The organism is Candidatus Pelagibacter sp. RS39, from assembly GCF_002101315.1.
Taxonomy (GTDB): Bacteria; Pseudomonadota; Alphaproteobacteria; order Pelagibacterales; family Pelagibacteraceae; genus Pelagibacter.
Genome location: NZ_CP020777.1, coordinates 480,327 through 502,613, shown reverse-complemented (window position 1 = coordinate 502,613; position 22,287 = coordinate 480,327). Strand labels below are relative to the sequence as shown.

30 protein-coding genes are annotated in these 22,287 nt (G+C 29.0%); 10 read left to right on the top strand and 20 right to left on the bottom strand.

Annotated elements, in window-relative coordinates; genetic code table 11:
• The first annotated feature begins 81 nt into the window (after window positions 1-81).
• Entirely contained in the window at window positions 82-789 is a 708-nt protein-coding gene (locus B5L73_RS02685) for a hypothetical protein (protein WP_085147560.1), read from the top strand.
• Here B5L73_RS02685 and mnmA read toward each other — a convergent pair.
• Window positions 786-1,904 (bottom strand): tRNA 2-thiouridine(34) synthase MnmA, encoded by a 1,119-nt coding sequence (gene mnmA / locus B5L73_RS02680; protein WP_085147558.1) that lies wholly within the window; start codon window positions 1,902-1,904, stop codon window positions 786-788. The two genes, B5L73_RS02685 and mnmA, sit on opposite strands and share 4 nt — an antisense overlap.
• Window positions 1,905-1,945: 41 nt before the next feature.
• On the opposite strand from mnmA, the gene B5L73_RS02675 reads away from it, so the two are divergent.
• The 3 genes from B5L73_RS02675 to B5L73_RS06475 are packed head-to-tail and all read left to right on the top strand — an operon-like array spanning window position 1,946 to window position 3,025.
• Complete coding sequence (locus tag B5L73_RS02675) at window positions 1,946-2,122, top strand: DUF3553 domain-containing protein (RefSeq protein ID WP_085147556.1); 177 nt, start codon at window positions 1,946-1,948, stop codon at window positions 2,120-2,122.
• On the top strand, window positions 2,109-2,879 hold the full coding sequence (locus B5L73_RS02670) for a 3'(2'),5'-bisphosphate nucleotidase CysQ family protein (RefSeq protein ID WP_085147554.1): 771 nt from the start codon (window positions 2,109-2,111) through the stop codon (window positions 2,877-2,879). Before B5L73_RS02675 ends, B5L73_RS02670 begins: the two co-directional genes overlap by 14 nt.
• A gap of 2 nt (window positions 2,880-2,881) precedes the next feature.
• The gene (locus B5L73_RS06475; RefSeq protein WP_198150127.1) at window positions 2,882-3,025 is read left to right on the top strand and encodes a hypothetical protein; all 144 of its coding nucleotides are present in this window, start codon (window positions 2,882-2,884) and stop codon (window positions 3,023-3,025) included.
• On the opposite strand, the gene B5L73_RS02665 is transcribed toward B5L73_RS06475, so the two are convergent.
• Window positions 3,017-3,580 (bottom strand): regulatory protein RecX, encoded by a 564-nt coding sequence (locus tag B5L73_RS02665; RefSeq protein ID WP_232309683.1) that lies wholly within the window; start codon window positions 3,578-3,580, stop codon window positions 3,017-3,019. The genes B5L73_RS06475 and B5L73_RS02665 overlap by 9 nt on opposite strands.
• Before the next feature lie 28 nt (window positions 3,581-3,608).
• Here B5L73_RS02665 and B5L73_RS02660 point away from each other — a divergent pair, with 28 nt between their 5' ends.
• Both B5L73_RS02660 and B5L73_RS02655 read left to right on the top strand, forming a co-directional pair.
• Window positions 3,609-4,082 carry an ABA4-like family protein gene (locus B5L73_RS02660; protein ID WP_085147552.1) on the top strand — a complete coding sequence of 158 codons (474 nt, stop codon included), beginning with the start codon at window positions 3,609-3,611 and terminating at the stop codon, window positions 4,080-4,082.
• Complete coding sequence (locus B5L73_RS02655; protein WP_085147550.1) at window positions 4,075-4,653, top strand: 2-hydroxychromene-2-carboxylate isomerase; 579 nt, start codon at window positions 4,075-4,077, stop codon at window positions 4,651-4,653. The genes B5L73_RS02660 and B5L73_RS02655 overlap by 8 nt, the downstream gene beginning before the upstream one ends.
• Here B5L73_RS02655 and B5L73_RS02650 read toward each other — a convergent pair.
• Window positions 4,650-5,033 (bottom strand): rhodanese-like domain-containing protein, encoded by a 384-nt coding sequence (locus tag B5L73_RS02650; RefSeq protein WP_085147548.1) that lies wholly within the window; start codon window positions 5,031-5,033, stop codon window positions 4,650-4,652. The two genes, B5L73_RS02655 and B5L73_RS02650, sit on opposite strands and share 4 nt — an antisense overlap.
• Before the next feature lie 35 nt (window positions 5,034-5,068).
• Here B5L73_RS02650 and B5L73_RS02645 point away from each other — a divergent pair, with 35 nt between their 5' ends.
• Window positions 5,069-6,037: a glycosyltransferase group 2 gene (locus B5L73_RS02645; RefSeq protein WP_085147546.1), complete on the top strand. Its 969-nt coding sequence runs from the start codon at window positions 5,069-5,071 to the stop codon at window positions 6,035-6,037.
• A gap of 113 nt (window positions 6,038-6,150) precedes the next feature.
• On the opposite strand, the gene B5L73_RS02640 is transcribed toward B5L73_RS02645, so the two are convergent.
• The 9 genes from B5L73_RS02640 to B5L73_RS02605 all read right to left on the bottom strand — a co-directional run bounded on the left by B5L73_RS02640 (window position 6,151) and on the right by B5L73_RS02605 (window position 14,425).
• Window positions 6,151-7,452, bottom strand: a complete 1,302-nt coding sequence (locus B5L73_RS02640) for an ammonium transporter (protein ID WP_085147544.1) — start codon at window positions 7,450-7,452, stop codon at window positions 6,151-6,153.
• 135 nt (window positions 7,453-7,587) lie between these two features.
• Complete coding sequence (locus B5L73_RS02635) at window positions 7,588-7,863, bottom strand: HU family DNA-binding protein (RefSeq protein ID WP_085147542.1); 276 nt, start codon at window positions 7,861-7,863, stop codon at window positions 7,588-7,590.
• A 154-nt stretch (window positions 7,864-8,017) separates the two neighbouring features.
• The gene (gene rseP / locus B5L73_RS02630) at window positions 8,018-9,130 is read right to left on the bottom strand and encodes an RIP metalloprotease RseP (protein WP_085147528.1); all 1,113 of its coding nucleotides are present in this window, start codon (window positions 9,128-9,130) and stop codon (window positions 8,018-8,020) included.
• 6 nt (window positions 9,131-9,136) lie between these two features.
• The gene (locus B5L73_RS02625; RefSeq protein ID WP_085147526.1) at window positions 9,137-9,925 is read right to left on the bottom strand and encodes a glutamine amidotransferase-related protein; all 789 of its coding nucleotides are present in this window, start codon (window positions 9,923-9,925) and stop codon (window positions 9,137-9,139) included.
• Window positions 9,926-11,089 carry an iron-containing alcohol dehydrogenase gene (locus B5L73_RS02620; protein ID WP_085147524.1) on the bottom strand — a complete coding sequence of 388 codons (1,164 nt, stop codon included), beginning with the start codon at window positions 11,087-11,089 and terminating at the stop codon, window positions 9,926-9,928. It lies immediately after the preceding gene.
• 6 nt (window positions 11,090-11,095) lie between these two features.
• On the bottom strand, window positions 11,096-12,136 hold the full coding sequence (locus tag B5L73_RS02615) for an MBL fold metallo-hydrolase (RefSeq protein ID WP_232309682.1): 1,041 nt from the start codon (window positions 12,134-12,136) through the stop codon (window positions 11,096-11,098).
• 32 nt (window positions 12,137-12,168) lie between these two features.
• Entirely contained in the window at window positions 12,169-12,798 is a 630-nt protein-coding gene (locus B5L73_RS02610) for a hypothetical protein (protein WP_085147520.1), read from the bottom strand.
• A 25-nt stretch (window positions 12,799-12,823) separates the two neighbouring features.
• The gene (locus B5L73_RS06415; protein ID WP_157101072.1) at window positions 12,824-12,988 is read right to left on the bottom strand and encodes a hypothetical protein; all 165 of its coding nucleotides are present in this window, start codon (window positions 12,986-12,988) and stop codon (window positions 12,824-12,826) included.
• Window positions 12,989-12,991: 3 nt separating this feature from the next.
• Window positions 12,992-14,425: a helix-turn-helix domain-containing protein gene (locus B5L73_RS02605; RefSeq protein WP_085147518.1), complete on the bottom strand. Its 1,434-nt coding sequence runs from the start codon at window positions 14,423-14,425 to the stop codon at window positions 12,992-12,994.
• A gap of 111 nt (window positions 14,426-14,536) precedes the next feature.
• Between B5L73_RS02605 and B5L73_RS06470 the strand changes: the two genes are divergently transcribed.
• Window positions 14,537-14,698 carry a hypothetical protein gene (locus tag B5L73_RS06470; protein ID WP_198150126.1) on the top strand — a complete coding sequence of 54 codons (162 nt, stop codon included), beginning with the start codon at window positions 14,537-14,539 and terminating at the stop codon, window positions 14,696-14,698.
• A 54-nt stretch (window positions 14,699-14,752) separates the two neighbouring features.
• Entirely contained in the window at window positions 14,753-16,027 is a 1,275-nt protein-coding gene (gene aceA / locus B5L73_RS02600) for an isocitrate lyase (RefSeq protein WP_085147516.1), read from the top strand.
• A 55-nt stretch (window positions 16,028-16,082) separates the two neighbouring features.
• On the opposite strand, the gene B5L73_RS02595 is transcribed toward aceA, so the two are convergent.
• From B5L73_RS02595 to B5L73_RS02570, 6 genes are all read right to left on the bottom strand, one after another.
• Window positions 16,083-16,850 (bottom strand): ABC transporter permease, encoded by a 768-nt coding sequence (locus tag B5L73_RS02595; protein WP_085147514.1) that lies wholly within the window; start codon window positions 16,848-16,850, stop codon window positions 16,083-16,085.
• Window positions 16,840-17,775, bottom strand: a complete 936-nt coding sequence (locus B5L73_RS02590) for an ABC transporter ATP-binding protein (RefSeq protein ID WP_085147513.1) — start codon at window positions 17,773-17,775, stop codon at window positions 16,840-16,842. Before B5L73_RS02590 ends, B5L73_RS02595 begins: the two co-directional genes overlap by 11 nt.
• Window positions 17,776-17,812: 37 nt before the next feature.
• On the bottom strand, window positions 17,813-19,264 hold the full coding sequence (locus tag B5L73_RS02585; protein ID WP_085149592.1) for a sodium:solute symporter family transporter: 1,452 nt from the start codon (window positions 19,262-19,264) through the stop codon (window positions 17,813-17,815).
• A gap of 80 nt (window positions 19,265-19,344) precedes the next feature.
• Window positions 19,345-19,632: a hypothetical protein gene (locus B5L73_RS02580; protein ID WP_085147511.1), complete on the bottom strand. Its 288-nt coding sequence runs from the start codon at window positions 19,630-19,632 to the stop codon at window positions 19,345-19,347.
• Window positions 19,633-19,643: 11 nt separating this feature from the next.
• Window positions 19,644-19,823, bottom strand: coding sequence for a hypothetical protein (locus B5L73_RS02575; RefSeq protein ID WP_085147509.1), 180 nt, complete (start codon window positions 19,821-19,823; stop codon window positions 19,644-19,646).
• 347 nt (window positions 19,824-20,170) lie between these two features.
• On the bottom strand, window positions 20,171-20,632 hold the full coding sequence (locus B5L73_RS02570) for a cytochrome c (protein ID WP_085147507.1): 462 nt from the start codon (window positions 20,630-20,632) through the stop codon (window positions 20,171-20,173).
• Between B5L73_RS02570 and B5L73_RS02565 the strand changes: the two genes are divergently transcribed.
• Window positions 20,633-21,160, top strand: coding sequence for a cytochrome b (locus B5L73_RS02565; RefSeq protein WP_085147505.1), 528 nt, complete (start codon window positions 20,633-20,635; stop codon window positions 21,158-21,160).
• Here the strand turns inward: B5L73_RS02565 and B5L73_RS02560 are convergent.
• Window positions 21,155-21,865, bottom strand: coding sequence for a methyltransferase domain-containing protein (locus tag B5L73_RS02560; protein WP_085147503.1), 711 nt, complete (start codon window positions 21,863-21,865; stop codon window positions 21,155-21,157). The genes B5L73_RS02565 and B5L73_RS02560 overlap by 6 nt on opposite strands.
• The gene (locus B5L73_RS02555) at window positions 21,846-22,283 is read right to left on the bottom strand and encodes a DUF4396 domain-containing protein (protein ID WP_085147501.1); all 438 of its coding nucleotides are present in this window, start codon (window positions 22,281-22,283) and stop codon (window positions 21,846-21,848) included. Before B5L73_RS02555 ends, B5L73_RS02560 begins: the two co-directional genes overlap by 20 nt.
• Window positions 22,284-22,287 lie beyond the last annotated feature (4 nt).

The following is a 22,287-nucleotide window of genomic DNA, read 5'->3' as shown; positions in this document are numbered from 1 at the left end:
CCAAAGAAACACAGAGGCCGAAGAAAAATGGGCTCAAAAAAAAGAAGAGCTCGAAAAAAGAATAAAAAGAAATAGTCCTTAATGAATTCAATTGAAAAGGCAAGATCCATTAGTATATGGATCTTTATAGTCCCATTTGTTGCGGTAAATACTTGTTTACTATTAATTACTCAATTCCACAGTTTATTTCATCAGCCAGATATTTTACATAATACTTTTCCATACTTTGACGGAGGTGCATCTATAAGTAGAACAGCTAGACCTTACCCCTCATGGTTAATATTTAAACCTGCAATGTTCTTAACATCTTATTTATTAATCAGATATTGGTTATTTAATAGAGATATAATTAAATATTTTAAGGTAGACCATAAGAATATAAAAAGAATTGTTTTTTTTGGTATTGCTTCAGCGATCGCTCTAACTGTTCATTCAATTTTTTTAGGTGTCAAATTTGACAATGACTTATACAAACTTTTTAGAAGAATAATAATGCTATCTTTTATTGTTTTTGAAATTGTTGCGCAGGCTTACTTAGTAGCAACTTATTGGTCTTTTAAAGATAAATTAAAAGGCTATATAAATCCATTCATTCTAAATCTTAAAATAGCATTAGTTTCGGTATTAATTATAGTAGCAGTTATAAGTATACCTATAATCAGTCTACCAGGTGACGATTTTTTTGGAATTCAATTAAAGTTTTTAAAACATGCGTTGGAATGGGATTACTTTATTGGAGTAATCACTTTTTATTTATTAACATTTTTTATGTGGAAAAAACCAAATTAATTTTTAATCCAACCACCACCTAAAACTTTAAAGCCATATTTATCTTTATTATAAAAAACACATGCTTGTCCTGGGGATATTCCATCCTCAAATTCATCTAAGTTTACTAGAGCTGTCTTATCTTTGTTGAAATTTACTTTTCCCTTAAGAAGTTTGCCTGTTGATCTTACTTTAACAAAAATATTATTTTTAAATTCTTCTTCATTAACAAGGAGATTCAGATCATTAAGTTTAATATCTTTTTTTCCTAGTTTTTCTCTTGGACCAACAATAATTTCATTTTTTTCTGCATCAATCTTTATTACATATAATGCATCTTTATCAGAAACTTTTATTCCTTTCCTTTGACCTATTGTAAAATTAATAATTCCATCGTGAACTCCAATTACTTTTCCTTCTAAATTTTTAATATTTCCCTTTTTAAATGAGTCTGGTCTAAATTTTTGAATTACGGAAGCATAATCACCATTGGGTACAAAACAAATATCTTGACTATCTGGTTTATCTGCCACATTAAGATTTAGTTTTTTTGCTATTGATCTTGTTTCATCTTTAAGCATACCTCCTAATGGAAATCTTAAATAATTTAATTGTTCTCTAGAAGTATTAAATAAAAAATAACTTTGATCTCTATTTTCGTCAATTGCTCGATACATATTTGTTTCATTGTCAGTTGTAATACTTTTTACATAATGACCGGTAATTAATGCGTCCGCTTTTAGATCTTTAGCAACTTCAAATAAATCTTTAAATTTTACAGTTTGATTGCACTGAACACATGGAATAGGTGTTTCACCTTTTAAATAACTATCAACGAAGTTATCAATTACACCTTGCTTAAACTTATTTTGATAATAAAGAATTTTATGTTCAATATCTAATTTTTGGGCAACTCTTTTTGCATCCATTATATCCTGTCCTGAACAGCATTGTTTAGACTCAGCAACCTCTATACCATCATCGTATAGTTTTAAAGTTATACCTATAACTTTGTAGCCTTCTTTTTTCATCATTCCAGCAACAGTTGATGAATCTACACCCCCTGACATTGCAACAACTACAGTTGTATCTGAAGGACTTTTTTTTAAACCGATAGAGTTTAAATTATTATTCATTTGATGGTATTTATACTTATTTCTATTATAAATTAAATTAAATGATTTTTGATTTTGAACCAGGTGACAAAGTTTTCAATCCAGCAAATAAAGATTGGGGAATTGGACAAGTTCAATCAATAATTAAAGGTAAAGTAACAGTAAATTTTCAAAATGCCGGAAAAAAAGTAATTAACTCTGACAATGTAGAATTAAAAAAAATAAATGATTCAAAGTGATATAAAAAAAATTGTTGAAGATTTAATTGAAACTTTTTTAGATGCAGGGAAAATTTCTTTAGATCTTAGGGAAAAAGGTCTAACTAAAGAAATAAAATCTGATAATACTCCTGTTAGCAATGGTGATTTAGAGGTTAATAAAATTTTAACCAAAAGAATATCAGAGTTAACACCAAATATTCCAATTGTGTCTGAGGAAACATCAGAAAATAAATCACGAAACAATTTAGAAAATTTTTGGTTGATCGATCCAATCGATGGGACTTATGATTATATTAACAATCTTGATGAATTCACAATTAATGCAGGATTGATAATTCAAAAAAAACCTGCTGCTGGATTAATTTATGCTCCAGCAAAAAATAGAATGTTTTATTCTTATGGAGATGATTTATCTTTTGAATTAATTAGTGGAAAGCCAAATAAATTAGATAACTCAAAAAATTTTAATAAAGATGAAATTAAATTTGTATCCTACTCTAATAAAATCAAACCAGAAATAAATGAAATATATAAAAAACTTAATGTAAAAAAATATGTAAGAATGAAAAGTTCTTTAAAATTTTGTGTAATTGCAGCTGGAGAGTATGATGGTTATGTTGCGGAGCCAAGAGCTTCAGAATGGGATATAGCTGCAGGTCATGCAATTTTAAAACATTCTGGTGGAAGTGTGACTGATTTTAATGGACAAGAAATTTTTTATGGAAAAAAAGATTTTAAAAACCCAAGTTTAATCTTAAAAAGTAAAAATATTTAGTAATGGACGAACAACTAAGAATTATTTTAATCATAATTATTTCGGTTTCAATTTTTGGTTTACTTATTTTTGTTTTTGTTAAAAATTATATAAAAAATAAAATTGATTTTTTAGTGAAAGAAAATAAAAAAAATAAATTAAAGTAATTTTACAATTTTAATAAAATCATCTTTTTCAATTTCCATTACTTTTTTCGAAGTTTCAAAATCAAATCCATTTCTTGCTAATAAGGATATGTCTTTTTTGTAAAATAGTGATCTATTGTCCTCTGTTCTTGCGGGGCCAATTCTTTTTTTTTTACATAATTTAATTGCAGAAAAAAAATCTTGATCTGAATTATCATCATGTATTTTATTTACTGTTTCTTTAATATATTCACTATTGATACCCTTGCCTATTAAGTAATTTCTAATTTTATTTATTGAGCTTCCTCTTTGAATCATGCTTTTGGCTTTGCTTTCTGAGTAAAATTTATCATTAATAAACCTATTTTTTTCTAAGTCTGAAAGGACAATGTCAATCAAATCAGTAACATCTTGTTTTTTAACATTTGGCACAGAAGTTTTTAGGTATTTTTTAAGTAAGTAAGTTTTAAGCTGCTGTTTAGATGGTGCATATTTTTCTACATATGCAAATGCAAAATTTCTCATCTCCTCAACAGTTACTTTTAAAGTTTTTCTTTTATTTCTTATAGGAATCATAGACAGATTTAATATAATATATTTTAAAATGATCGAACAAATTTATAATTATTTTACAATAGATATGCTCTACTATTGGGTGAATTTAGGTGTTCTTCCATTTTGGTTAATTTTAATTTTTTTTCCAACATCTAATCTTTGCCGATATTTTGTAACTTCAATATTTCCTTTTTTTATATTAAGCGGCGCATATATATTTTTGTTATACAAATCTTATTTAAGTTCGTACGATTTTGATGTTAATTTTAGTCTATATCTGGGGATTGATGATACAACAGATTTATTTTCCAACAAAAACTTTCTTATGATGTTCTGGATACATTTTATATCCATTAATCTATTTGCTGGAGGTTGGGTTGTGAAAGACTCACAAAAATTTATGATCAATAAATTTTTATTATCAATACCACTAATCATTATATATTTGATTGGACCCCTTGGTTTATTAGTTTATTGGTTGATAAGAATTTTCTATGCCAAAAACGTAAGTTTATATGACTAAAAAAATCGATTTTTATTTTGATTTTATTAGTCCTTATTCATTTTTAGCACATAAAAAAATAATACATTCCAGTGATAGAAATAAGTTTAACTATAAAGCAATTCTGCTTGGTGGACTTCATAATTTAGGAGGCATTACCGCCCCTGCTTTTAATGAGAGAAAAATGAAAAATATGAAAAATGACTGCAATTTAATTGCTAAAAAAAATAAAATTGACTTTGTTTGGAACGAAAAATTCCCAATTAATTCTCTTTATCTCATGAGGGGCTATCTTTTTATTAATAATGAAAAAAAAGATAAATATTTTGATCTCTGTTTTGATGCTTATTGGAAAAATAATGAGGACATTTCAAAAGAGGAAACTATAAAGAATATATTATCGAAATGTGAGATAAAACCTAATGAATTTGAAACTGGTATTAAAGACCAGAAGATTAAAGATGAACTTAAACATTTGACGAATAATGCTTTTCAGAATGATATCTTTGGTGCTCCGACTTTTGTTATAAATGATAAATTATTTTGGGGCCAAGATAGACTTGAATACGCTTTAGATGAGTTTAATAATTAAGTAATTTTAAATTTACTTTCTTTCAATGCACCAAAACCACCATCGATATGCGAAACCTTTTTAAATCCCATATCTTTTAAAGACTTTGCTGCGAGAGCTGATCTCATTCCACCAGCACAAAATAAAACCATTTCTTTATTTAAATCTAGTTTACCTTGTTTAAAATATGCGCTTTCTGGATCAAGCCAGAACTCTAACATCCCTCTAGGAATATGATTTGAATCTTCAATTCTTCCTTCTCGTTCCAATTCTCTTACATCTCTTATATCAATCAGGTTACACTCATTTTTATTACATTTCTCATAAGCTTCATCGGAAGATATGGTGTTTATCTCCTTTAGAGCTTCAGCTACAAGGGTTTGGGATGATTTAATTGTCATTATATTGTAAATATTTATATCATAAATAAAAACATATGAAAAAGTTTTTCATTAAAATTTGTAAACTTTTTGGCTTTGAGATAATTGATCAAAATGAATTTATCTCGCCTACATTAAACAAAGAATTAAATAAAGATCTTTCAATTTTAAATAAAAAATCAATCGTCTTGCCCTTAGGAGAAGTAAAGATTACAAGAAAAGTAAATTCAATACTAATAATTGTTAGGGTTAATACAGAAATTGAGGTTTGGGATCAAAATAAAAGGAGATTATTCGAAAAACCAAAAATAGATTATTCAATTCGATCAATAAAATCATTAATAAAATCTATTAATCTTTGTCAAAAAAAATACTCAGATTTAAAAATAAAAACAATTGTTCTAGATGATTCATCAAAAGACGAAAATCTAGGTAAAATTAAGCAAATTATAAAAGATGTGGATTGCGAAATTATTTCCCTAGACACAAAAAAGTTTGAAACAAAAATAAAAAAACAAAAATCACAAGAGACTTTTTCTAATTTAGCTAGTTTATTTCAAAGTTTTGAGATTGGAAAAAAAATTGGGGAAGACCTAATTTTCTTTATTGAGGATGATTATCTTCATTTTGAAACTATGTTAGACGAGATGATTTCCACATATGAAAGAGTATCATCTCAAGTGGGCAAAGATATTTTTATGTGTCCTGCAGATTATCCATATCTTTATATGAATAATGAAAAAACGAATATTCTAATAGGAAATAAAAGACACTGGAGAACAATAAACAAGACTTTATGCACTTTTTTGACTAGCAAAAAATTATTGGATTTATATTGGGAAAATTTTTCAAAAAATTGTGAAGATCGTCATGATCCTTTTGAAAAATACATTAATGAGATTTATAAAAACGAGTTTTGTATATCTCCCTTAAAAAGTTTATCTATTCATTTGACGAATGTTAATTCAAGTTATGGTTTATCACCTTTTATAAATTACAAAGATTTGTGGGATCAAAATGAATAAGCCCCTTGAGGGAGGGGCTTATTATTTAACTAACTAAGAGAAAGTTTAGGGACCCTTCAATGAGTATTCGCTGAGAATATACAGAGAGCGAAGAGTCCCTTTGTTGTTAACAACTAGTCACGAATTGCATATGCAATTACACCAGTTTCAGTTACATCGGTACCTTTGGTTTCGCCTTCTTTACTCAACCTTAGGCCAATAGTTGCTTTAATAGCGCTAAACACAATGTAAGCGACTATAAATACAAACACGTTAACTGATAGCACACCAATTAACTGTGAACTGAACGCTGCATCAGAATTTGTAGCTGGAACTATTAATGTTCCCCAAATTCCTGCAAACAAGTGTGCTGGTATTGCACCTACTACATCATCAATTTTTAATGAGAATAATAGTTTTGTACCATAAACTACAATTAATCCACCTACAGCACCAATTAGGATAGCTGCAAAAGGTGATGGAGCTAATGGTTCAGCTGTTACTGCAACTAATCCACCAATACATCCATTTAACATTTGGACTACATCTGTTTTACCAAAATGCAGTCTAGTAATTATAGCGGCACCTATTACTCCACCTGCACCTGCTAGAAATGTATTCATGAAAATTGTTGATACAGCAATTGCATCAACAGCAGTTCCCATAGCTAATTGTGAACCACCATTAAAACCAAACCAACCTAACCATAAAATAAATACACCAATCGTTACTAATGGAATTGATGAAGCTGCAAAAGGTTTTAGAGGCGCTGGAGCACCAGACTTTGTAAATCTACCAAGTCTAGGACCAATAATCATTGCACCAGCTAAAGCAGCTGCTCCACCAGTTGAGTGTACTAGAGTCGAACCAGCAAAATCAGAAAAGCCTGCTTCCGCTAACCAGCCTCCACCCCACTGCCAACCCATTACGATTGGATAAATAATTCCAGAAAGAACTGCAGCAAACACGAAGAATGGCCATAATTTAATTCTCTCTGCCATCGTACCAGAAACTATTGAAACTGTAGTTGCACAGAAGACCATTTGGAAATACCAATCTGATCCATCTGAATAACCAGTGTCAACAGCACTAGCGTCTGACCAAGGAATAAATTTACCAATATAACCACCCTCTGGAATACCGTAAGCTAAATTATAACCTACTAACCAGAACATAATTCCTGCGATTGAAAATAAACCTATATTTTTTGCACAGATTACGGATACACTTTTAGATGTAACCATACCTGATTCTAACATTGCGAACCCAGCTGCCATAAACATTACTAGAAAACCGCAAATCAAGAATAATAGAGTATTAAAAATAAACCCTACTTCGGCAGAAACAGTTGTATCTGCCATACCAGCACTACTCATGTTTAATAAAAAAATTAAACTAATAAGTGGCGCACTTATTATTTTTATTAATTTAGTCATAAGACCTCCCTGTTAAAGAGAGTTCTTTTATTTTATTAAAGGTTAAAAACTAACGCTGATTAGGAAAATTGGGTATGCAGTATTTGCATATAGAAACAGCCTTAACGAGAATTTCGTTAAGGCTGTAAAAAGACGTTATTTATTGAATACTTCTTTTAAAGCTTTTGCAGGTAAGAACTTAACTTTTTGTGATGCAGCTATTTGAATCTGCTCACCAGTCCTTGGATTTCTTCCAACTCTAGCTTTTCTTTTAGCTACTTTATAAGTACCAAAACCAGCAATTTTTACTGAATCATCAGCTTTTAAAGCATCTAAAATTGTGTTGGTAATTGTATCAAAAGTTCTTTCGGCATCAGCTTTACTCAAATTTAGCGCCCCTGAAATTTTGACAACTAGTTGTTTTTTATTCATTTTAGCTCCGGTTTTGTTAGGTTATTTTCATTGTTGTCAAAAGCGTTGATAAATCAAGACTTTTTTTAGTATATTATAAAAAGTTATACACAACATATTGTGTAAATCAAAAAAATGTTGATTTTATTGGGTTTTTGAACTTTTCAAGAAAATGTTAATTAAATAATCCAAGGTCTTTAAGATCGTTAAAAGTCGTAAAAAACATTAAAGATATTAATAAAAACAATCCGATTCGAAAAAAACCCTCTTGTGTTTTTTGAGATAATGGTCGACCTAAAACTTTTTCAAATGCATAAAACATCAAATGTCCCCCATCAAGCATCGGAATTGGAAACAAGTTAACTAAACCAAGACTGATTGAGATATAAGCCATCATACTAATAAATGCCAAAACCCCAAACTCTGCAACCTGCCCTGAAATTTTTGCTATTCTTATAGGGCCTCCAAGCTGAGAGGTATCAGCTTTACCAAAAATCATTGCTCCAATATATTTTAAAGAGGAAACACCCACATAATAAACTTCGTGAGCAGCATGATATATTGCTTGTGCAGGTCCTAGTTTAACGTGATTAATTTCATTATTATAGGCTCCTAATTTTATTCCAACTATTCTTTTATTAAGTTTATTGCCTAAATTGTCCTCGCCTGGAACAATGTTTGGTTTTATCTTTAAAATTTGTTCATCATACGATCGTTTTACTTTAAAATCTATTATTTCATCAGTGGACATAGTAATAAATTTAGAGACATCCATTATGCTTTCAACTTTGTTACCATCTATTTCTAAAATTACATCATTTTGCTTTAAACCACCTATCATAGCAGGGCTATCTTTTTGAACTTCGTTTATAACTGCTGGGGTAAAGTCTTTACCAACAAAAGTATAAATTGAAAAAAAAATTACTAATGCCAGTAAAAAGTTAGCAAGAGGACCTCCAAATACAATCAAAGTTCGCTGATATAAAGGTTTTAAAATAAATAATTTTTTTTGTTCTTCCTCATTATACTTTTCTAAAATTTCTTTATGATCTGCTTGAGAATATACATTTCTATCTCCAAAAAACTTTACATATCCACCCAAAGGTATCCAGCATATTTTCCATCTTGTTCCTGATTTATCGTTCCAACCAAAAATTTCTTGACCAAAACCTATGGAAAAATCTGTAACACCTACTCCGTATTTTTTGGCAAAATAATAATGTCCATACTCATGAATAAAAACAACAATTAAAATTAGAACAACAAAAGGTAAAATATAACTTAACATTTCAAATCAAATTATATTATCTAACCAGTTTTTTAACTCAATCATTCTTTGTGTCTTATTTGACACAGTAATTTCTTTTTTGATAAGCATTATATGATTTTTAATCTCTTCCTCATCTCTAAATGCTTTTCTAGTTTGAATTAATCTGTCTTTCCTAAACTCAATTAAACTTATCATTTTTTCGTAAGTTATTTCAGGATGATATTGTAATCCATAAATTTTAGATATACCTACCTCAAAATATAAACTTTGAACTTTGTTAATTCTATTTGATGCTAAACAAATTCCATTTGTTGGCAACTTAGTTACCTCATCAAAATTAAACGCTGGAGAATTGAAATTATTATTCTTATCTTTATAAATAGGATATTTTAATCCCTCATTATTAATCACGATATCATTTGCAATTCCAATATGAGATTTTTCCGCTTTTTTTACCTCTCCTCCAGCAGCGGTCACCGCAACTTGCATTCCCCAACAAATCGCTAAAATATTTTTAACTTGTTTTTGACATTCTCTCATAAATTCAATTTGTCTTTTTATCTCTGGTGTATTGTTATAGATGTTCAAACTACTTCCGCCCCAAATTAATCCGTCATATTTTGGAAGTTTATTTTTTACCTCATCTAAATTTAGGTCAGACGATGGATTAATAACATCAAAATTATAATGATTATCAAATCCATTAAGACTATCCTTTAAACTCTCAGTGTGTGTTTGAATACCTACTTCCAAAAAATTTTGATTTTCTTCTTTTAAATTTCCTTCAACAATTAAGATATTAAAGTTTTTCATTTAAAACAAATTACCAGACATGCTGTGCTGATACATCATTTTCATATCTTCAATCTTCAGTTTTTTTGGATTACCGCTTGTTGATGGATCATCTAAAGCCATTTCTGATAAACGATCAATTTGTAAATCTTTCTCATTAATCACACTAGATAATTTATGTGGAATTTCAAATTCTTCTCTTAAATCTAAAATCCATTTCAAAAAACCATCAAAAGATTTATCTTTTAGCTCTAGATACTCTGAGATCTTTACGACTTTGCTCTCAATCACATCTCTGTTGAAAGTTAAAACATATGGCATGAAAATTGCATTTGATAAGCCATGATGAAGGTTATTTAAAGCATTTACTGGATGGCTCAAGGAATGAATTGCACCTAAGCCTTTTTGAAATGCAGTAGATCCCATGCTAGCAGCTGTAAGCATGTTCATTCTAGCCTCAAGGTTTGATCCATTTTTGTACGCCTCTGGTAACCATTTAGAAATTAATTTCATACCCTCTAAAGCTATTCCGTCAGCCATTGGATGATAACCTGGAGCACAAAAAGCCTCTAAATTATGTGCTAATGCATCCATACCTGTTGCGGCTGTCATTTTTTTGGGTAAATCTTTTGTTAAAACTGGGTCTAAAATAACTATGGATGGTAAAAACTTTGGATGAAATATAATTTTCTTTACTCCTAATTCTTCATTTAAAATAACAGATGCTCTTCCCGTTTCAGAACCTGTTCCAGCTGTAGTAGGCACAGCTATAATAGGAGCGATATTATTTGGGTCAGCCTTAGTCCAATTGTCACCAACATCTTCAAAATCCCACAATGATAAAGTTTGACCTGTCATGAATGCAATTGCTTTTCCCACATCAAGACCACTTCCACCACCAAAAGCAATCACACCATCACAATTTTTTTCTTTATAATGTTTTACTCCATCGCTTACATTTTTACCTGTTGGATTACCAATCACATCGTAAAATATTTCAGTAGATAAATTATTACTTTTTAAATTTGACAAAGCATCTTTAACAATAGTTGATTGTGCAAGTCCTTTGTCAGTAACCAATAGAGGTTTTTTTATATTTAAATTTTTACAAGCTATACTTAAATCTTTAATTCTATTTTCACCCACCCACATTGAAGTAGGATAATTCCAATTAATTTTTTCCATAAATTTTTAATTGATAATATCTGATATTTTTGAAATTTGACCAATCTTAAAAATAAGTGCATCCTCTTTATTAAATCCATATTTTTCAGCATTATCTTTAAATCTTTTCGGTGGTTCCATTATTGGTTCTAAAGATAAAACAAAAGTCCCCCAATGTGTTCCTAAAACTTTTCTGCTTTTTAAATCTTGTGCAACATTTAAAGCCTCTTCAGGGGTGGTATGATAAATTGATTTTTCAAACATAGGTCTAAAATCATATGCTCCAATGTTAATCATTGTTAAATCAATTGGACCATATTTTTCCCCAAGTTCTTTATATATATTTCCATACCCTGTATCACATGCAAAAAATATTTTTTTATTTTTATATTCAATTAAAAAATTCCCCCATAGTGTTTTATTAGTGTCAGTCAAACTTCTTTTTGACCAATGGACTGCGGGTAATAAGGTAATTTTTAAATCATTATTAACTTGTATTTCGTCATACCAATCCATTTCATTAACATCTTTGTATCTTTTGAAATATTTACCAAGTTTAAGAGGAAGTAAAACCTTTGCATTTTTATAAGGAAATCCTCTAATAGTTGACATATCCTGATGGTCATAATGATTATGGGTAAGTAAAAATACATTTGTTTTTGGAATTTCTTTTAATTGAATAGCTGGCTCAACATATCTTTTTGGACCAAATATTAAAGGTCCTGCATTTTTTGAAAAAACTGGATCTGTAATAATTGTTGTTTCACCTAATTTAATTAAGAATGTGGCATGTCCTATCCAGGCAAGATAATCGTCATTTTTTAATTTCTCTAAATTTTCTTTAACAATTTTTTTATCAATGACATGATCTTTTGGTACAGTAATATCAATTTTTTTTTTTTCTTTAATAAATGTTTTGTAGGAAAATTTTACATCTTTTGATCTAACTGGAGATCCTTCAGGATTTCTAAAAGTACCGTCAGAGAGATGATGATAAGGTTTTTTTTCCATAGCAAATGTTAAATTATTCAAACCTATAACTAAAATAAGAAAATATAAAAAATTCATCATATATCTTTTTTATATGAATTTTAAATTTTTTACTCTTTAATTATCTCATACTCAAAATTTTGAGTAGTTTCATTAACCTGTAAAAGCTTTGCTCCATTTTTACTGTGAAATTTAGTAGCCATTTCAGTAAGAGGAGAAAGTGTAACCAATCTATTTAAATGGTTAGATTCTTTTATCTTTTTGTAAACTTCCTTAACAATCAATTTTCCACCACCTTTTTTTTTAGACCAAACTGTGTATGCAATAGCAATCTGACCAACATTTTGACCTCTGTGAGTACTTTGTAAATGAGCATCTTGGCTAAATTTATCCAATTCCTCTACATCTTTTGGCACTTTATTTGTAAAAGCAAAGCACATCACAGCATGAATTTCTTTTTTATATTTAACGCCATAAATTTTCCTTCCAAAGCTTTTTCTAAAAGACACACTTAACTCTGGTCTAACTGGGTCCTCAGATATGTTACAATCTTTAAGCTCAACTAATTCTGCTCCTTTAACCCAACCAAAAAAGTCATCTATATTTTTATTTATTAATTGTTTGTTTTTTCGGATTCTAGCTTTGATTCTAGGTTTAAATTTTTTTGGAGTTTTGAGGCTACTATTATCTAAATATTTTTCAGTGAGCTTATTTTTTACGTTTTTAAAAATTTCTTTCATTTTCTAATTTTTAATCAATTTTAAATCAAAAATATAATAAAGCAAAAATTACACCTAAAATTAATATTGAGATCGTAGCTACAATATAATTTATCTTAATATTAAATTTTTTATAAATTGTTTCATTTATCTTTTCCCAGAAGAGAACTATCAAAAAAACAATAATTGCAGGTATGATAAATTTAATCATCGCCTATGTGTTTTTGTCTCCAACATATACGGAAACACCTCTTGAGTTAATATCGACATCGAATTTTTTATGTAAAGGAGGAAAAGCTCTTTGTGAACAGTCTAATCTATCACAAGTTCTACATGACACACCTATTGGTATTTCTGTAGATTTATCATTAATGTTTAAATTTTCCGAATATATAAATTCTTTTGCGTATTTAGCTTCACATCCTAATCCAATTGACAAAATACTTTTCGCTTGTCCAAATCTTCCAATTCCTTTTTCAACTGTTCTAGCAATACATACATACTTTTCACCATTAGACATTTTGCTTACAGCAGCTTGAATAATACCAGGTCGTGTCAAAGCTGAATAAACGTTCCAACGTGGACAAGCTCCACCATATCTTGGAATTTCTATTCCTGATAATGAAAATCTTTTTGATATATTTCCAGCCATATCTACTCTTAAAAAATGAAATGGTATTCCTGGAAGTTTCGGATCTTGTAAACATGTAACTCTATGAGCTACCTGCTCAAAAGATGTGGCAAAGGTATTTTGTAATAACTCCAAATCATATTTAAGCTTTTTACATTCTGTGTGAAAAAGTTTGTAAGGCATTAAAATTGCTGCACCACAATAATTTAACAATGCAATTTTTGTTAATTTTTTAGACTCATCAGATGGAAAAGTAAATTTAGACAAATATTCCTCAATCTCTTTATCAGCACCTTCTTGGGCTATTTGAGCAGCTGCATGTAGTTTTTTTGTTTCTAGAGAACTGTAATCACTTAATAATAGTTCTTTTTTATTTTTCCTATAGATTTTTGAAAAAGGTTTATTTTCTTCAGGAATAACATCTTTTACTGTTATGTCGTATTCTGATTTTAAATAATCGCAAAGAGCAATATATCTAGTTCTATTATTTTTTTGAACTTTATCGAAAACTTTATTTGCAAAATTCTCTAATTTTGGAAAATAGTTTTTATTCTCTTGTAAAAAGTCAGAAATAACCTCACCTGGAAATGAATTCTTTCTATTATCAACTATCTTTCCTGATATTGTTTCAATTTTATTGATCATTTCATGATCTTTCTTTTTTAAAATATCACCTAGTCTTACAATTGCTCTGCCAATCTTAGGATTGGTGCCAACTAAATCTTTTACTTCTGGACCTAAAATATCTAAATCTTCAAACAATTTATCATCGAGTATTTCTGATAAAGTATTTTCTAAATTGATGTCCGATTTTGAGGTTAATTGGGAAAGTTCAATATTTAATTTTTCGCAAATTTTTAAAAGTAAATCTCCATCTATTTTTCTTTTTCCTCCCTCAATTAGATTTAAATAACTCGGAGATATGTTTAATTCTTCAGCTAATTTATTAGCTTGAAGCCCTAATTGTCTCCTAAAAGCCTTGATTTTTGGTCCTATTTTCAAATCTAATTGACTCATATTTTCTAATAGTAAATTTTGTAAATTTATTTTTACAAAATTTTTCCTTAATTTACAAGTGTTTTATACATTTTTGTAGATTTTGTAAATTCTGTAAATTATAAAATTTACATGGACGAAAAATTAAAAAATAACGAAAATGAGGCTCAAATCATAAAACATGAAGACCTTGCTAGACATAATAGTAGAGGTATTTACATGAGAGATGATCATTGTGATTGGGGTTCAAGTGGAATGAAAGATCTAGTTGAGACCCTTAACGACTCAAACTAATTTTTCGACCTCTTAACATTCATTTTCAATAACTAAAACTAACAGGGAGTAATAATGAGTGCAGAAAATATTTCTTATGAACTAAAAAGATTTGCAGGAATTAAAAGAGATTATACCCCTGAGGAAGTTGAGAGACTTAGAGGCTCAATTAAAATTGAGTATTCAATTTGTAAACAACAATCAACAAAACTTTGGAAATTATTAAATACTGAAAATTACGTTAATACTTTAGGATCATTGTCAGGAAATCATGCGGTTCAACATGCAAAAGCTGGTTTGAAAGCAATTTATTTAAGTGGTTGGCAGGTAGCTGCTGATGCAAATAGCGCAGGGGAAATGTATCCTGATCAATCTTTATATCCTTATGATAGTGCACCTAAATTAGTTGAATCTATGAATAATGCTTTAATAAGAGCTGATCAAATCCAACATATGGAATTGAAAGATGGTGACATGAAAAAAGAAAAAAGAGTTGATTATATGTTGCCAATTATTGCTGATGGAGAGGCTGGCTTTGGTGGACCTTTGAACGTATTCGAGCTTGCTAAAAAATTTATTAAAGCTGGTGCAGCTGGTGTCCATTTTGAAGATCAATTAGCAAGTGAAAAGAAATGTGGTCATATGGGTGGTAAAGTTTTAGTTCCAACTGGTACCATGATCAAAAATTTAAAAGCTGCTAGGTTAGCTGCTGATATTGCTGATGTACCTTTAATAATTTTAGCAAGAACTGACGCTAATGCCGCAAAATTAATTACAAATGATTATGATGAAAACGACAAACCTTTTTTAACAGGTGAAAGATCACCAGAGGGTTTCTATTATGTAAAAGCTGGTATTGAACAAGCAATATCCAGAGGTCTTGCGTATGCACCCTACTCTGATTTAATTTGGTGCGAGACTGCTACACCAAATTTAGAGGAAGCAAAGAAATTTGCAGATGCAATTCACGAGAAATTTCCTGGAAAACTTTTAGCATATAATTGTTCTCCATCATTTAATTGGAAAAAACACTTATCAGATGATGAAATAGCATCATTTCAACAAAAAATTAGTCAAATGGGTTATAAATTTCAATTTATTACTTTGGCTGGATTTCATACACAAAACATTGCAATTTTTGAGCTTGCAGAAAAATATAAAAAAGAAGGCATGACAGCATACTCAAGAATTCAACAACAAGAATTTGCTCGTGAGAAAGATGGTTATACTAGTGTAAAACATCAACGTGAAGTTGGTACATCTTATTTTGATGCTGTATCCAATACAATAAGTAGTGGACAAAGTTCTACCACGGCAATGGCAGGCTCAACTGAGTCCGAACAATTCTAATAAAACTATTCCTCTTAAATATTAGTAGTTATTAACTGGCCCAGAAATGGGTCAGTTAAGATTTTATTTTATAACCTTTTTTAAGAAGAACAGTAACAACTGTGATACAAATGGATAAGAATAAAAACATGGTACCAATACTTATCCAAATATTAAAATCAGAAACTCCATAAAAAGAAAATCTTAAGCCATTTATTAAGTAAACAACTGGATTAAAATAAGTCACAGTCTGCCAAAATGATGGCAACATATCTAATGAATACAAACTTCCACCTAAAAATACCATTGGTGTGACAAACAAAGTTGGAATTATAGACATTTGCTCGAAATCTGAGCTTATTAAACCTATTAAGAAGCCAAACAAAGCAAAAGTAAATGCTACCAAAATTAATAAAAAGATCATCAATAATGGGTATTTGACTTGGACATCAACAAAAAACAATGAGGTAATAAAGATAACAATACTTACTATAAGTGTTTTTGTTGCACCAGCACCCACAAATGCAAGCACGACCTCTAGTGTAGAAATTGGTGCCGCTAAAATCTCATAAATTGTTCCATTAAATTTTGGAAAAAAAATTCCGAAAGAAGTGTTACTAATTGATTGAGTTAAAAGTGTTAACATCAGCAGACCTGGTACGATATATGATCCATAACTTATTCCATCAATTTTTTCTACATAACCACCAATAACGGAACCAAAAACTATAAAATAAAGCGAGGTTGTTAATACTGGAGATAACAAAGATTGTGTTAGAGTTCTTCTGAAACGATCCATTTCATGAAAGTAAATTGCTTTTAGTGCATAAAAATTAATTTTCATTTTTTTCTTTTACCAAGTTAACAAAAATTTTTTCTAAAGTACTTTGTTCAGTTTTCAAATCTTTTAACTTTAACCCTGCGTCTTTTAAATCTTGAAGTAAATTTGTTATACCCGTCTGTTTAGCTTGAACATTATAGGTATAATTTAAGCTCATCAAATCAGGTGTAAAAGATAAATTATATTTTTGAAGTGATAGTGGAATCTCTCTAACCTTTTCTTGTAAATAAATTGTTAGCTTTTTATGTCCCATTTTTTTTAACAATTCTTTAGTTTCATCAACAACTACGATCTCTCCCTGATTAATAACTCCAACTCGATCAGCTATAGCCTCTGCTTCTTCGATATAATGAGTAGTTAAGATGATTGTAACACCAGTTTTTCTCAAGTTTTCAACAACCTGCCACATTTCTTTTCTTAGCTCAACATCAACACCGGCTGTAGGTTCATCTAAAAATAAAATTGAAGGTTCATGAGATAGTGCTTTAGCAATTAAAACTCTTCTTTTCATTCCACCAGATAATTGACGAAGTTTAAGATCTTTTTTATCCCACAAGCTTAATTGTTTTAAAACTTTTTCTATGTGATTGGGATTAGGTTTTTTTCCATAAAGTCCTCTTGAATAAGAAACATTATTAAAAACGGTTTCAAATTGTTCTAAGGTTAATTCTTGAGGTACTAACCCGATTCTAGACCTGGTTTCTCTGTAATCTTTTATGATATCATAATCATCCACACTAACATTTCCTGAAGTTGGATTTACAATTCCACAAATAATACTTATCAAGGTAGTTTTACCTGCTCCATTAGGACCAAGCATTGCAAAAATTTCACCTCTGTTTATTTTTAAATTTATATTCTTTAAAGCATTAAAACCGTTATCATAAACTTTTGATAAATTGTTTATTGAAATCTGATTATCTGACATGGAAGCATTTATATAGCTATTAATTTCTTTAATACAATCAACTTATATGAAGCTTTTTCATTTTAATAATAAATAAAGGTAGAAAGGTCGCTATTATGAAAGATAAAAAGAGTAAAGATTGTGCAACAAAAGATGGAAATAAATCTTTTGATATAAGAATCCCTACTAATAAACTTTTGGAGAAATCGGGCGTAGGGAACAATAAAAAACCACCGACAAGTCCAACTAAAATAGAGAAATATGCTAACTTTTCATTAATTGACTTATCATAAAAACTAACAAAAACAGTCAGTACAAAAGCACAACAAAATAAGTCAGCTAATAAAAATAAATATAAAATATCAAATCCTTTAGATGCAACAATAAATGAAATAAAGGATAAAAACAAAATTATCTTTTTAGATAAATTTAAATAATTTGTTTTTTTATTTAAATTTATTACTGCTTTACCATCAACTACAATTAAACTTGATATTGCATTTATTAATGTGTCAACGGTTGAAATAGTTAATGCTAACCCTAATACTATTACAAATAATGAAAATAATTCTGTCTGTTCTTTAAGTAGTAAAGTAAAAAATCCTAAATCAGGTCTAATAGTAGGGTCTATTGAGAAAGCAACCATTCCAGCAAAACCCATATAAAAAACTATCGGTATAATTATAAAAAAAGATATCATTAAGCTTTTTTTCAAAGTTTCAAAATTTTTTGCTGCATATACCCTTTGCCAATTACCCTGATGAAATAGATTAGTTGCTGCAACGGCTATAAAAAAAGTTAGACCAGCAGTATAACCAGGAACGTAAGATAAGCTTAAAAGTTGGGGATTCTTTTCATATATAAATTCAAATGAAAATTCAGATCCAATGGAAGGATTAATGTAAACTAAAGAAATCAATAATAGGGCCCCTATGACGATCATTTGAATATTATCTGTAAATATAGAGGCTCTTAAACCTCCATATAAAGTGTAGGCAAGAGTGGACATTAATACAATCAAAGCAGTTATCCAAAGCTCTGTACCTGAAATATAATTAATCAAGATAGCAACTGCAGTAACCTCAGCACATAAAAAAATAAACATGTAAAAAATAATCATTAACAGAATAAGTTTGAATAAACTTTTTCTAAATTTTTTTCTCATAAATTCTATAAGAGAAGATCCTCTAGGAAGTTCTTTTCTAATTTTTTTTCCAAGATAAATTAAAAAAAACATTGGAAAAGCTGTTCCAAGTGAATATCCGATAATGGCTCCTATCCCTCCCCAACTCGCTGCTGAAGCTGGACCAAACAAAATCCATGCTCCAAGAGCTGAAGCAGTCAAGCTAGTTGTTAAAGAAAATAATCCTATACTCCTATTTGCTGTTAGATAGTTATTAAGATCTTGATATTTTTTTGAATTATAGAAGCCTAAAAAAACAAATATTAAACTTATTAAAATAACCAAAGTTAGTGATATTGATTGGCTTAAAAAATATGTTTTATCCATTAATCTCCCTTTCTGAATTACCGGACAGGTTCTTAGGGTTTAATCTCAGTCTGTTAAGACACCCCTCTTTGAGATAGTACTTATACTTTACTATCCATAATTTCAATCATACATTTAGTTGCATATTCTTTCCACTCAGCTGAAGTTTTGCCTTTAAGACCATTTAAGTGATCACGATTATTTTGAATATCTTCTTTATGTTTAATCCTATCTTTTTCATCTAGGTTTGCTTCCATGTTTGATAAATTGGTCTCCATAGCTTTTATCCAGCTATTTCCTAGCTCAACACACTTAAGCTCATCTTTTTCATCACAAATTTGTTTAAAAAAATTAAATATAACGTCGTCTGTCTTTACTGAATTGTTCATTGATAAAGTAGCTATTTTCTAAAACAATTATTAACGAGGATCGCCATTAAAATCCACATCACAAATACCTCGCCATTTGTAAATGAATAATCAGCTCCAGCAAATCCTGCTATAAAATTTATTGCATAAATTATAATTGTTGAAACAACTAAACAAAAAATAAGATTTATAAGTCCACTTAAATAGTTCATAAATTATCTTAACTAGAATTTGTATTAATGTAAATTGAATTTCTATTTCTAAGTGAAGATTTTTTTGATGGTGGAAGACTACAAAAGAGCCAGGTTGTATTCAAGTAATTAATTTTGATTTTAATTAAATATATTTCTTGAATACAACCTAATCAAAATTTATCTTTTTTTTATAAGGAGGTAATTTAATGAATCAAATGCCACCTGACACTTAGCTGGGTAGGTTCAAGTTTCATAAAAACGAAAACGAAAAAAATAAAAGTCTATTAGGACTTAAATGCCAAAAAGGCGACTAAGGGGAGCTCTTTTGGTTGGAGAACGAAAGAGCGAACCCCTTCGTTAAAATTTTAATGTGGTGCTCTAAATTTACTGTGGCAAGCTTTACAATTACTCCACATCATTTGAGTTAGAATAGCTCTTACATCATCAGCATCCTCAAATAATGATGCTAATTTAATCATATCATCTGACGATTTTTTCATTAAATCATTGAATTCTTTTTTATTTTCCCAAATAGATGGAAGAGCCTCAGTTTTAAAACCCTCTTTACTGTTATCTGGAAAATATTCTATTAAAGTTTTATAATTTTCACTCATTTTTATCATCAAAGATTTTGCTTTATCAAATTCCCCTTCACTAGCAAAAGTTTGAACTCTTTTTGCGGTGCTATAATTTTTACTAAATAATGCTTTTCTACCTTTGATGATTTCTTCAACTGATAACTCAGAATTAGCTGGAAGTGATAGAATGAGGAAAATTTTAATGAAAAAAATTAATTTTAATACATTTATGATATATTTTAAAATCATATGAGCTTAACAAATACTCTAACAGAATACGGGACTGTTTCCAAAACATTTCACTGGTTAAGTGCCGCAGTATTAATTATTCAAATTCCTTTGGGATTTTACTTGGTGGATATGGATTTTAGTGAAAAAAGATTAACTGTTGAAAGTTTGCACGTCACAATAGGTATTAGTATATTTTATTTAACTTTATTTAGGCTTATATATAAAACTTTTAATCCTACTCCACCTTTAAAAAATAGTATTTTTGCTGGACAAAAGTTTATAGCAAAATTGAATCATTATCTCTTATATATTTCAATTTTGACAATAACTATCTCGGGTGCTTTAAAAAAATTATTTAATGGTGAAGAACTTGATATATTTTTTTCTAAGATTGAAATTAAAGACAATTTTGAGCTAGCAGATATATTTTATGAGATTCATATAATTGGAAACTTTACGTTAATTGGATTGATAACATTACATATCTTAGCTGTAATTGTTCATAAATTGTTTTTTAAAGAAAATTTACTTAAAAGAATTTTATAAAATAATACAAATTAATTTATCTTTAAACTTAAGTGTATTTTTGTATTTTACACTAATTTCTTGAATTCCTCTTAAAAGTTGTTTTTTTGTTAGAGGTATTAAAGTTGAAATATATCTATTTCTAATCATCTCTAAGTACTTTTTCTTATTAATTTTCACATTGTAAATAAATTTTTTTTTATTTCTATATGGAAATATTTTTGTAATTATTCTTAATATCTTCTTATCTCTTTTAAGAGAATTATTAAGTTTTATTTTCATTGTTTTAAAAGTTGGAATTTCATTTTTATCTGTATCTAAAGTAAAAATTACAATTTTACCTTTAGGGTTTAATCTTTTTTTTAATTGATATAATATCTTTTTTATATCATTTAACTTGATTAGGTGAATTGTTTGTTTAATCAAAATAAAATCAAATTTTTCTTTACTTTTTTGGGAAAAATTAATTAAGTTAATTTTTCGAAATTTAATTCTTTTATCTTTATCTTTATGATTAATTATATCTATTCCTAATGGTTTTTTTTTTAGCCTTAGTTTTGAACTCAAAGAACCCAAGATCTTGCCTCTTCCACAACCTATGTCTAAAATTTTTGCTTTTGAATTAATTTTCAAATTCTTTATCAAAAATTTATTAAATGAATTAATATAGGTTTTTGAAGAGAGCCAGGTTTTATTATCCCAATTTTTAATGACAGCTGACGCCATATTTTTTTAATCTCCAATAATTATATGGCCATGGTGTTAAAAAACCCACTATAAGCATCAAAGGCACAACCCACCATGTTAAGATTGCTCCACCAGTCAGAAAGTAATCGGTTAAATTCATTGTGATTTCCATGCTTATCATTGAAATAAAGCTCATGCCTAAAGCTGTTTTTAAGGCTTTGTTAAATTCTAAATTTTGACGGATTAAAATAATTGTTTCTAAAATTATACTTGTGATCAATCCATTAATGATTGCTAATATCATAATGGCCAAAACCGGGAACGGTATTTTAGTTAATTGAAAAAATAAAATTGTTCCGAAATCTCCAATTGAACATCCAAGTAAACACCATGCAGTATTTTTAGCACTTTGTTTCCATGTGTGTGAACAAGACCAATCAAATGTAGTGGATTCCATTCTT

Coding starts and splice junctions, on each gene's coding strand:
- B5L73_RS02555 (WP_085147501.1), bottom strand. CDS start 22,283: ATGGAATCCACTACATTTGATTGGTCTTGTTCACACACATGGAAACAA.
- B5L73_RS02640 (WP_085147544.1), bottom strand. CDS start 7,452: ATGACTAAATTAATAAAAATAATAAGTGCGCCACTTATTAGTTTAATT.
- B5L73_RS02570 (WP_085147507.1), bottom strand. CDS start 20,632: ATGATTTTAAAATATATCATAAATGTATTAAAATTAATTTTTTTCATT.
- B5L73_RS02655 (WP_085147550.1), top strand. CDS start 4,075: ATGACTAAAAAAATCGATTTTTATTTTGATTTTATTAGTCCTTATTCA.
- B5L73_RS02620 (WP_085147524.1), bottom strand. CDS start 11,089: ATGGAAAAAATTAATTGGAATTATCCTACTTCAATGTGGGTGGGTGAA.
- B5L73_RS02685 (WP_085147560.1), top strand. CDS start 82: ATGAATTCAATTGAAAAGGCAAGATCCATTAGTATATGGATCTTTATA.
- B5L73_RS02590 (WP_085147513.1), bottom strand. CDS start 17,775: ATGTCAGATAATCAGATTTCAATAAACAATTTATCAAAAGTTTATGAT.
- B5L73_RS02665 (WP_232309683.1), bottom strand. CDS start 3,580: ATGATTCCTATAAGAAATAAAAGAAAAACTTTAAAAGTAACTGTTGAG.
- B5L73_RS02615 (WP_232309682.1), bottom strand. CDS start 12,136: ATGAATTTTTTATATTTTCTTATTTTAGTTATAGGTTTGAATAATTTA.
- mnmA (WP_085147558.1), bottom strand. CDS start 1,904: ATGAATAATAATTTAAACTCTATCGGTTTAAAAAAAAGTCCTTCAGAT.
- B5L73_RS02595 (WP_085147514.1), bottom strand. CDS start 16,850: ATGAAAATTAATTTTTATGCACTAAAAGCAATTTACTTTCATGAAATG.
- B5L73_RS06470 (WP_198150126.1), top strand. CDS start 14,537: ATGGACGAAAAATTAAAAAATAACGAAAATGAGGCTCAAATCATAAAA.
- B5L73_RS02675 (WP_085147556.1), top strand. CDS start 1,946: ATGATTTTTGATTTTGAACCAGGTGACAAAGTTTTCAATCCAGCAAAT.
- B5L73_RS02660 (WP_085147552.1), top strand. CDS start 3,609: ATGATCGAACAAATTTATAATTATTTTACAATAGATATGCTCTACTAT.
- B5L73_RS02625 (WP_085147526.1), bottom strand. CDS start 9,925: ATGAAAAACTTTAATATCTTAATTGTTGAAGGAAATTTAAAAGAAGAA.
- B5L73_RS02560 (WP_085147503.1), bottom strand. CDS start 21,865: ATGGCGTCAGCTGTCATTAAAAATTGGGATAATAAAACCTGGCTCTCT.
- B5L73_RS02610 (WP_085147520.1), bottom strand. CDS start 12,798: ATGAAAGAAATTTTTAAAAACGTAAAAAATAAGCTCACTGAAAAATAT.
- B5L73_RS02670 (WP_085147554.1), top strand. CDS start 2,109: ATGATTCAAAGTGATATAAAAAAAATTGTTGAAGATTTAATTGAAACT.
- B5L73_RS06475 (WP_198150127.1), top strand. CDS start 2,882: ATGGACGAACAACTAAGAATTATTTTAATCATAATTATTTCGGTTTCA.
- B5L73_RS02565 (WP_085147505.1), top strand. CDS start 20,633: ATGAGCTTAACAAATACTCTAACAGAATACGGGACTGTTTCCAAAACA.
- B5L73_RS02605 (WP_085147518.1), bottom strand. CDS start 14,425: ATGAGTCAATTAGATTTGAAAATAGGACCAAAAATCAAGGCTTTTAGG.
- rseP (WP_085147528.1), bottom strand. CDS start 9,130: ATGTTAAGTTATATTTTACCTTTTGTTGTTCTAATTTTAATTGTTGTT.
- B5L73_RS06415 (WP_157101072.1), bottom strand. CDS start 12,988: ATGATTAAATTTATCATACCTGCAATTATTGTTTTTTTGATAGTTCTC.
- B5L73_RS02635 (WP_085147542.1), bottom strand. CDS start 7,863: ATGAATAAAAAACAACTAGTTGTCAAAATTTCAGGGGCGCTAAATTTG.
- B5L73_RS02585 (WP_085149592.1), bottom strand. CDS start 19,264: ATGGATAAAACATATTTTTTAAGCCAATCAATATCACTAACTTTGGTT.
- B5L73_RS02645 (WP_085147546.1), top strand. CDS start 5,069: ATGAAAAAGTTTTTCATTAAAATTTGTAAACTTTTTGGCTTTGAGATA.
- B5L73_RS02650 (WP_085147548.1), bottom strand. CDS start 5,033: ATGACAATTAAATCATCCCAAACCCTTGTAGCTGAAGCTCTAAAGGAG.
- B5L73_RS02575 (WP_085147509.1), bottom strand. CDS start 19,823: ATGAACTATTTAAGTGGACTTATAAATCTTATTTTTTGTTTAGTTGTT.
- B5L73_RS02580 (WP_085147511.1), bottom strand. CDS start 19,632: ATGAACAATTCAGTAAAGACAGACGACGTTATATTTAATTTTTTTAAA.
- aceA (WP_085147516.1), top strand. CDS start 14,753: ATGAGTGCAGAAAATATTTCTTATGAACTAAAAAGATTTGCAGGAATT.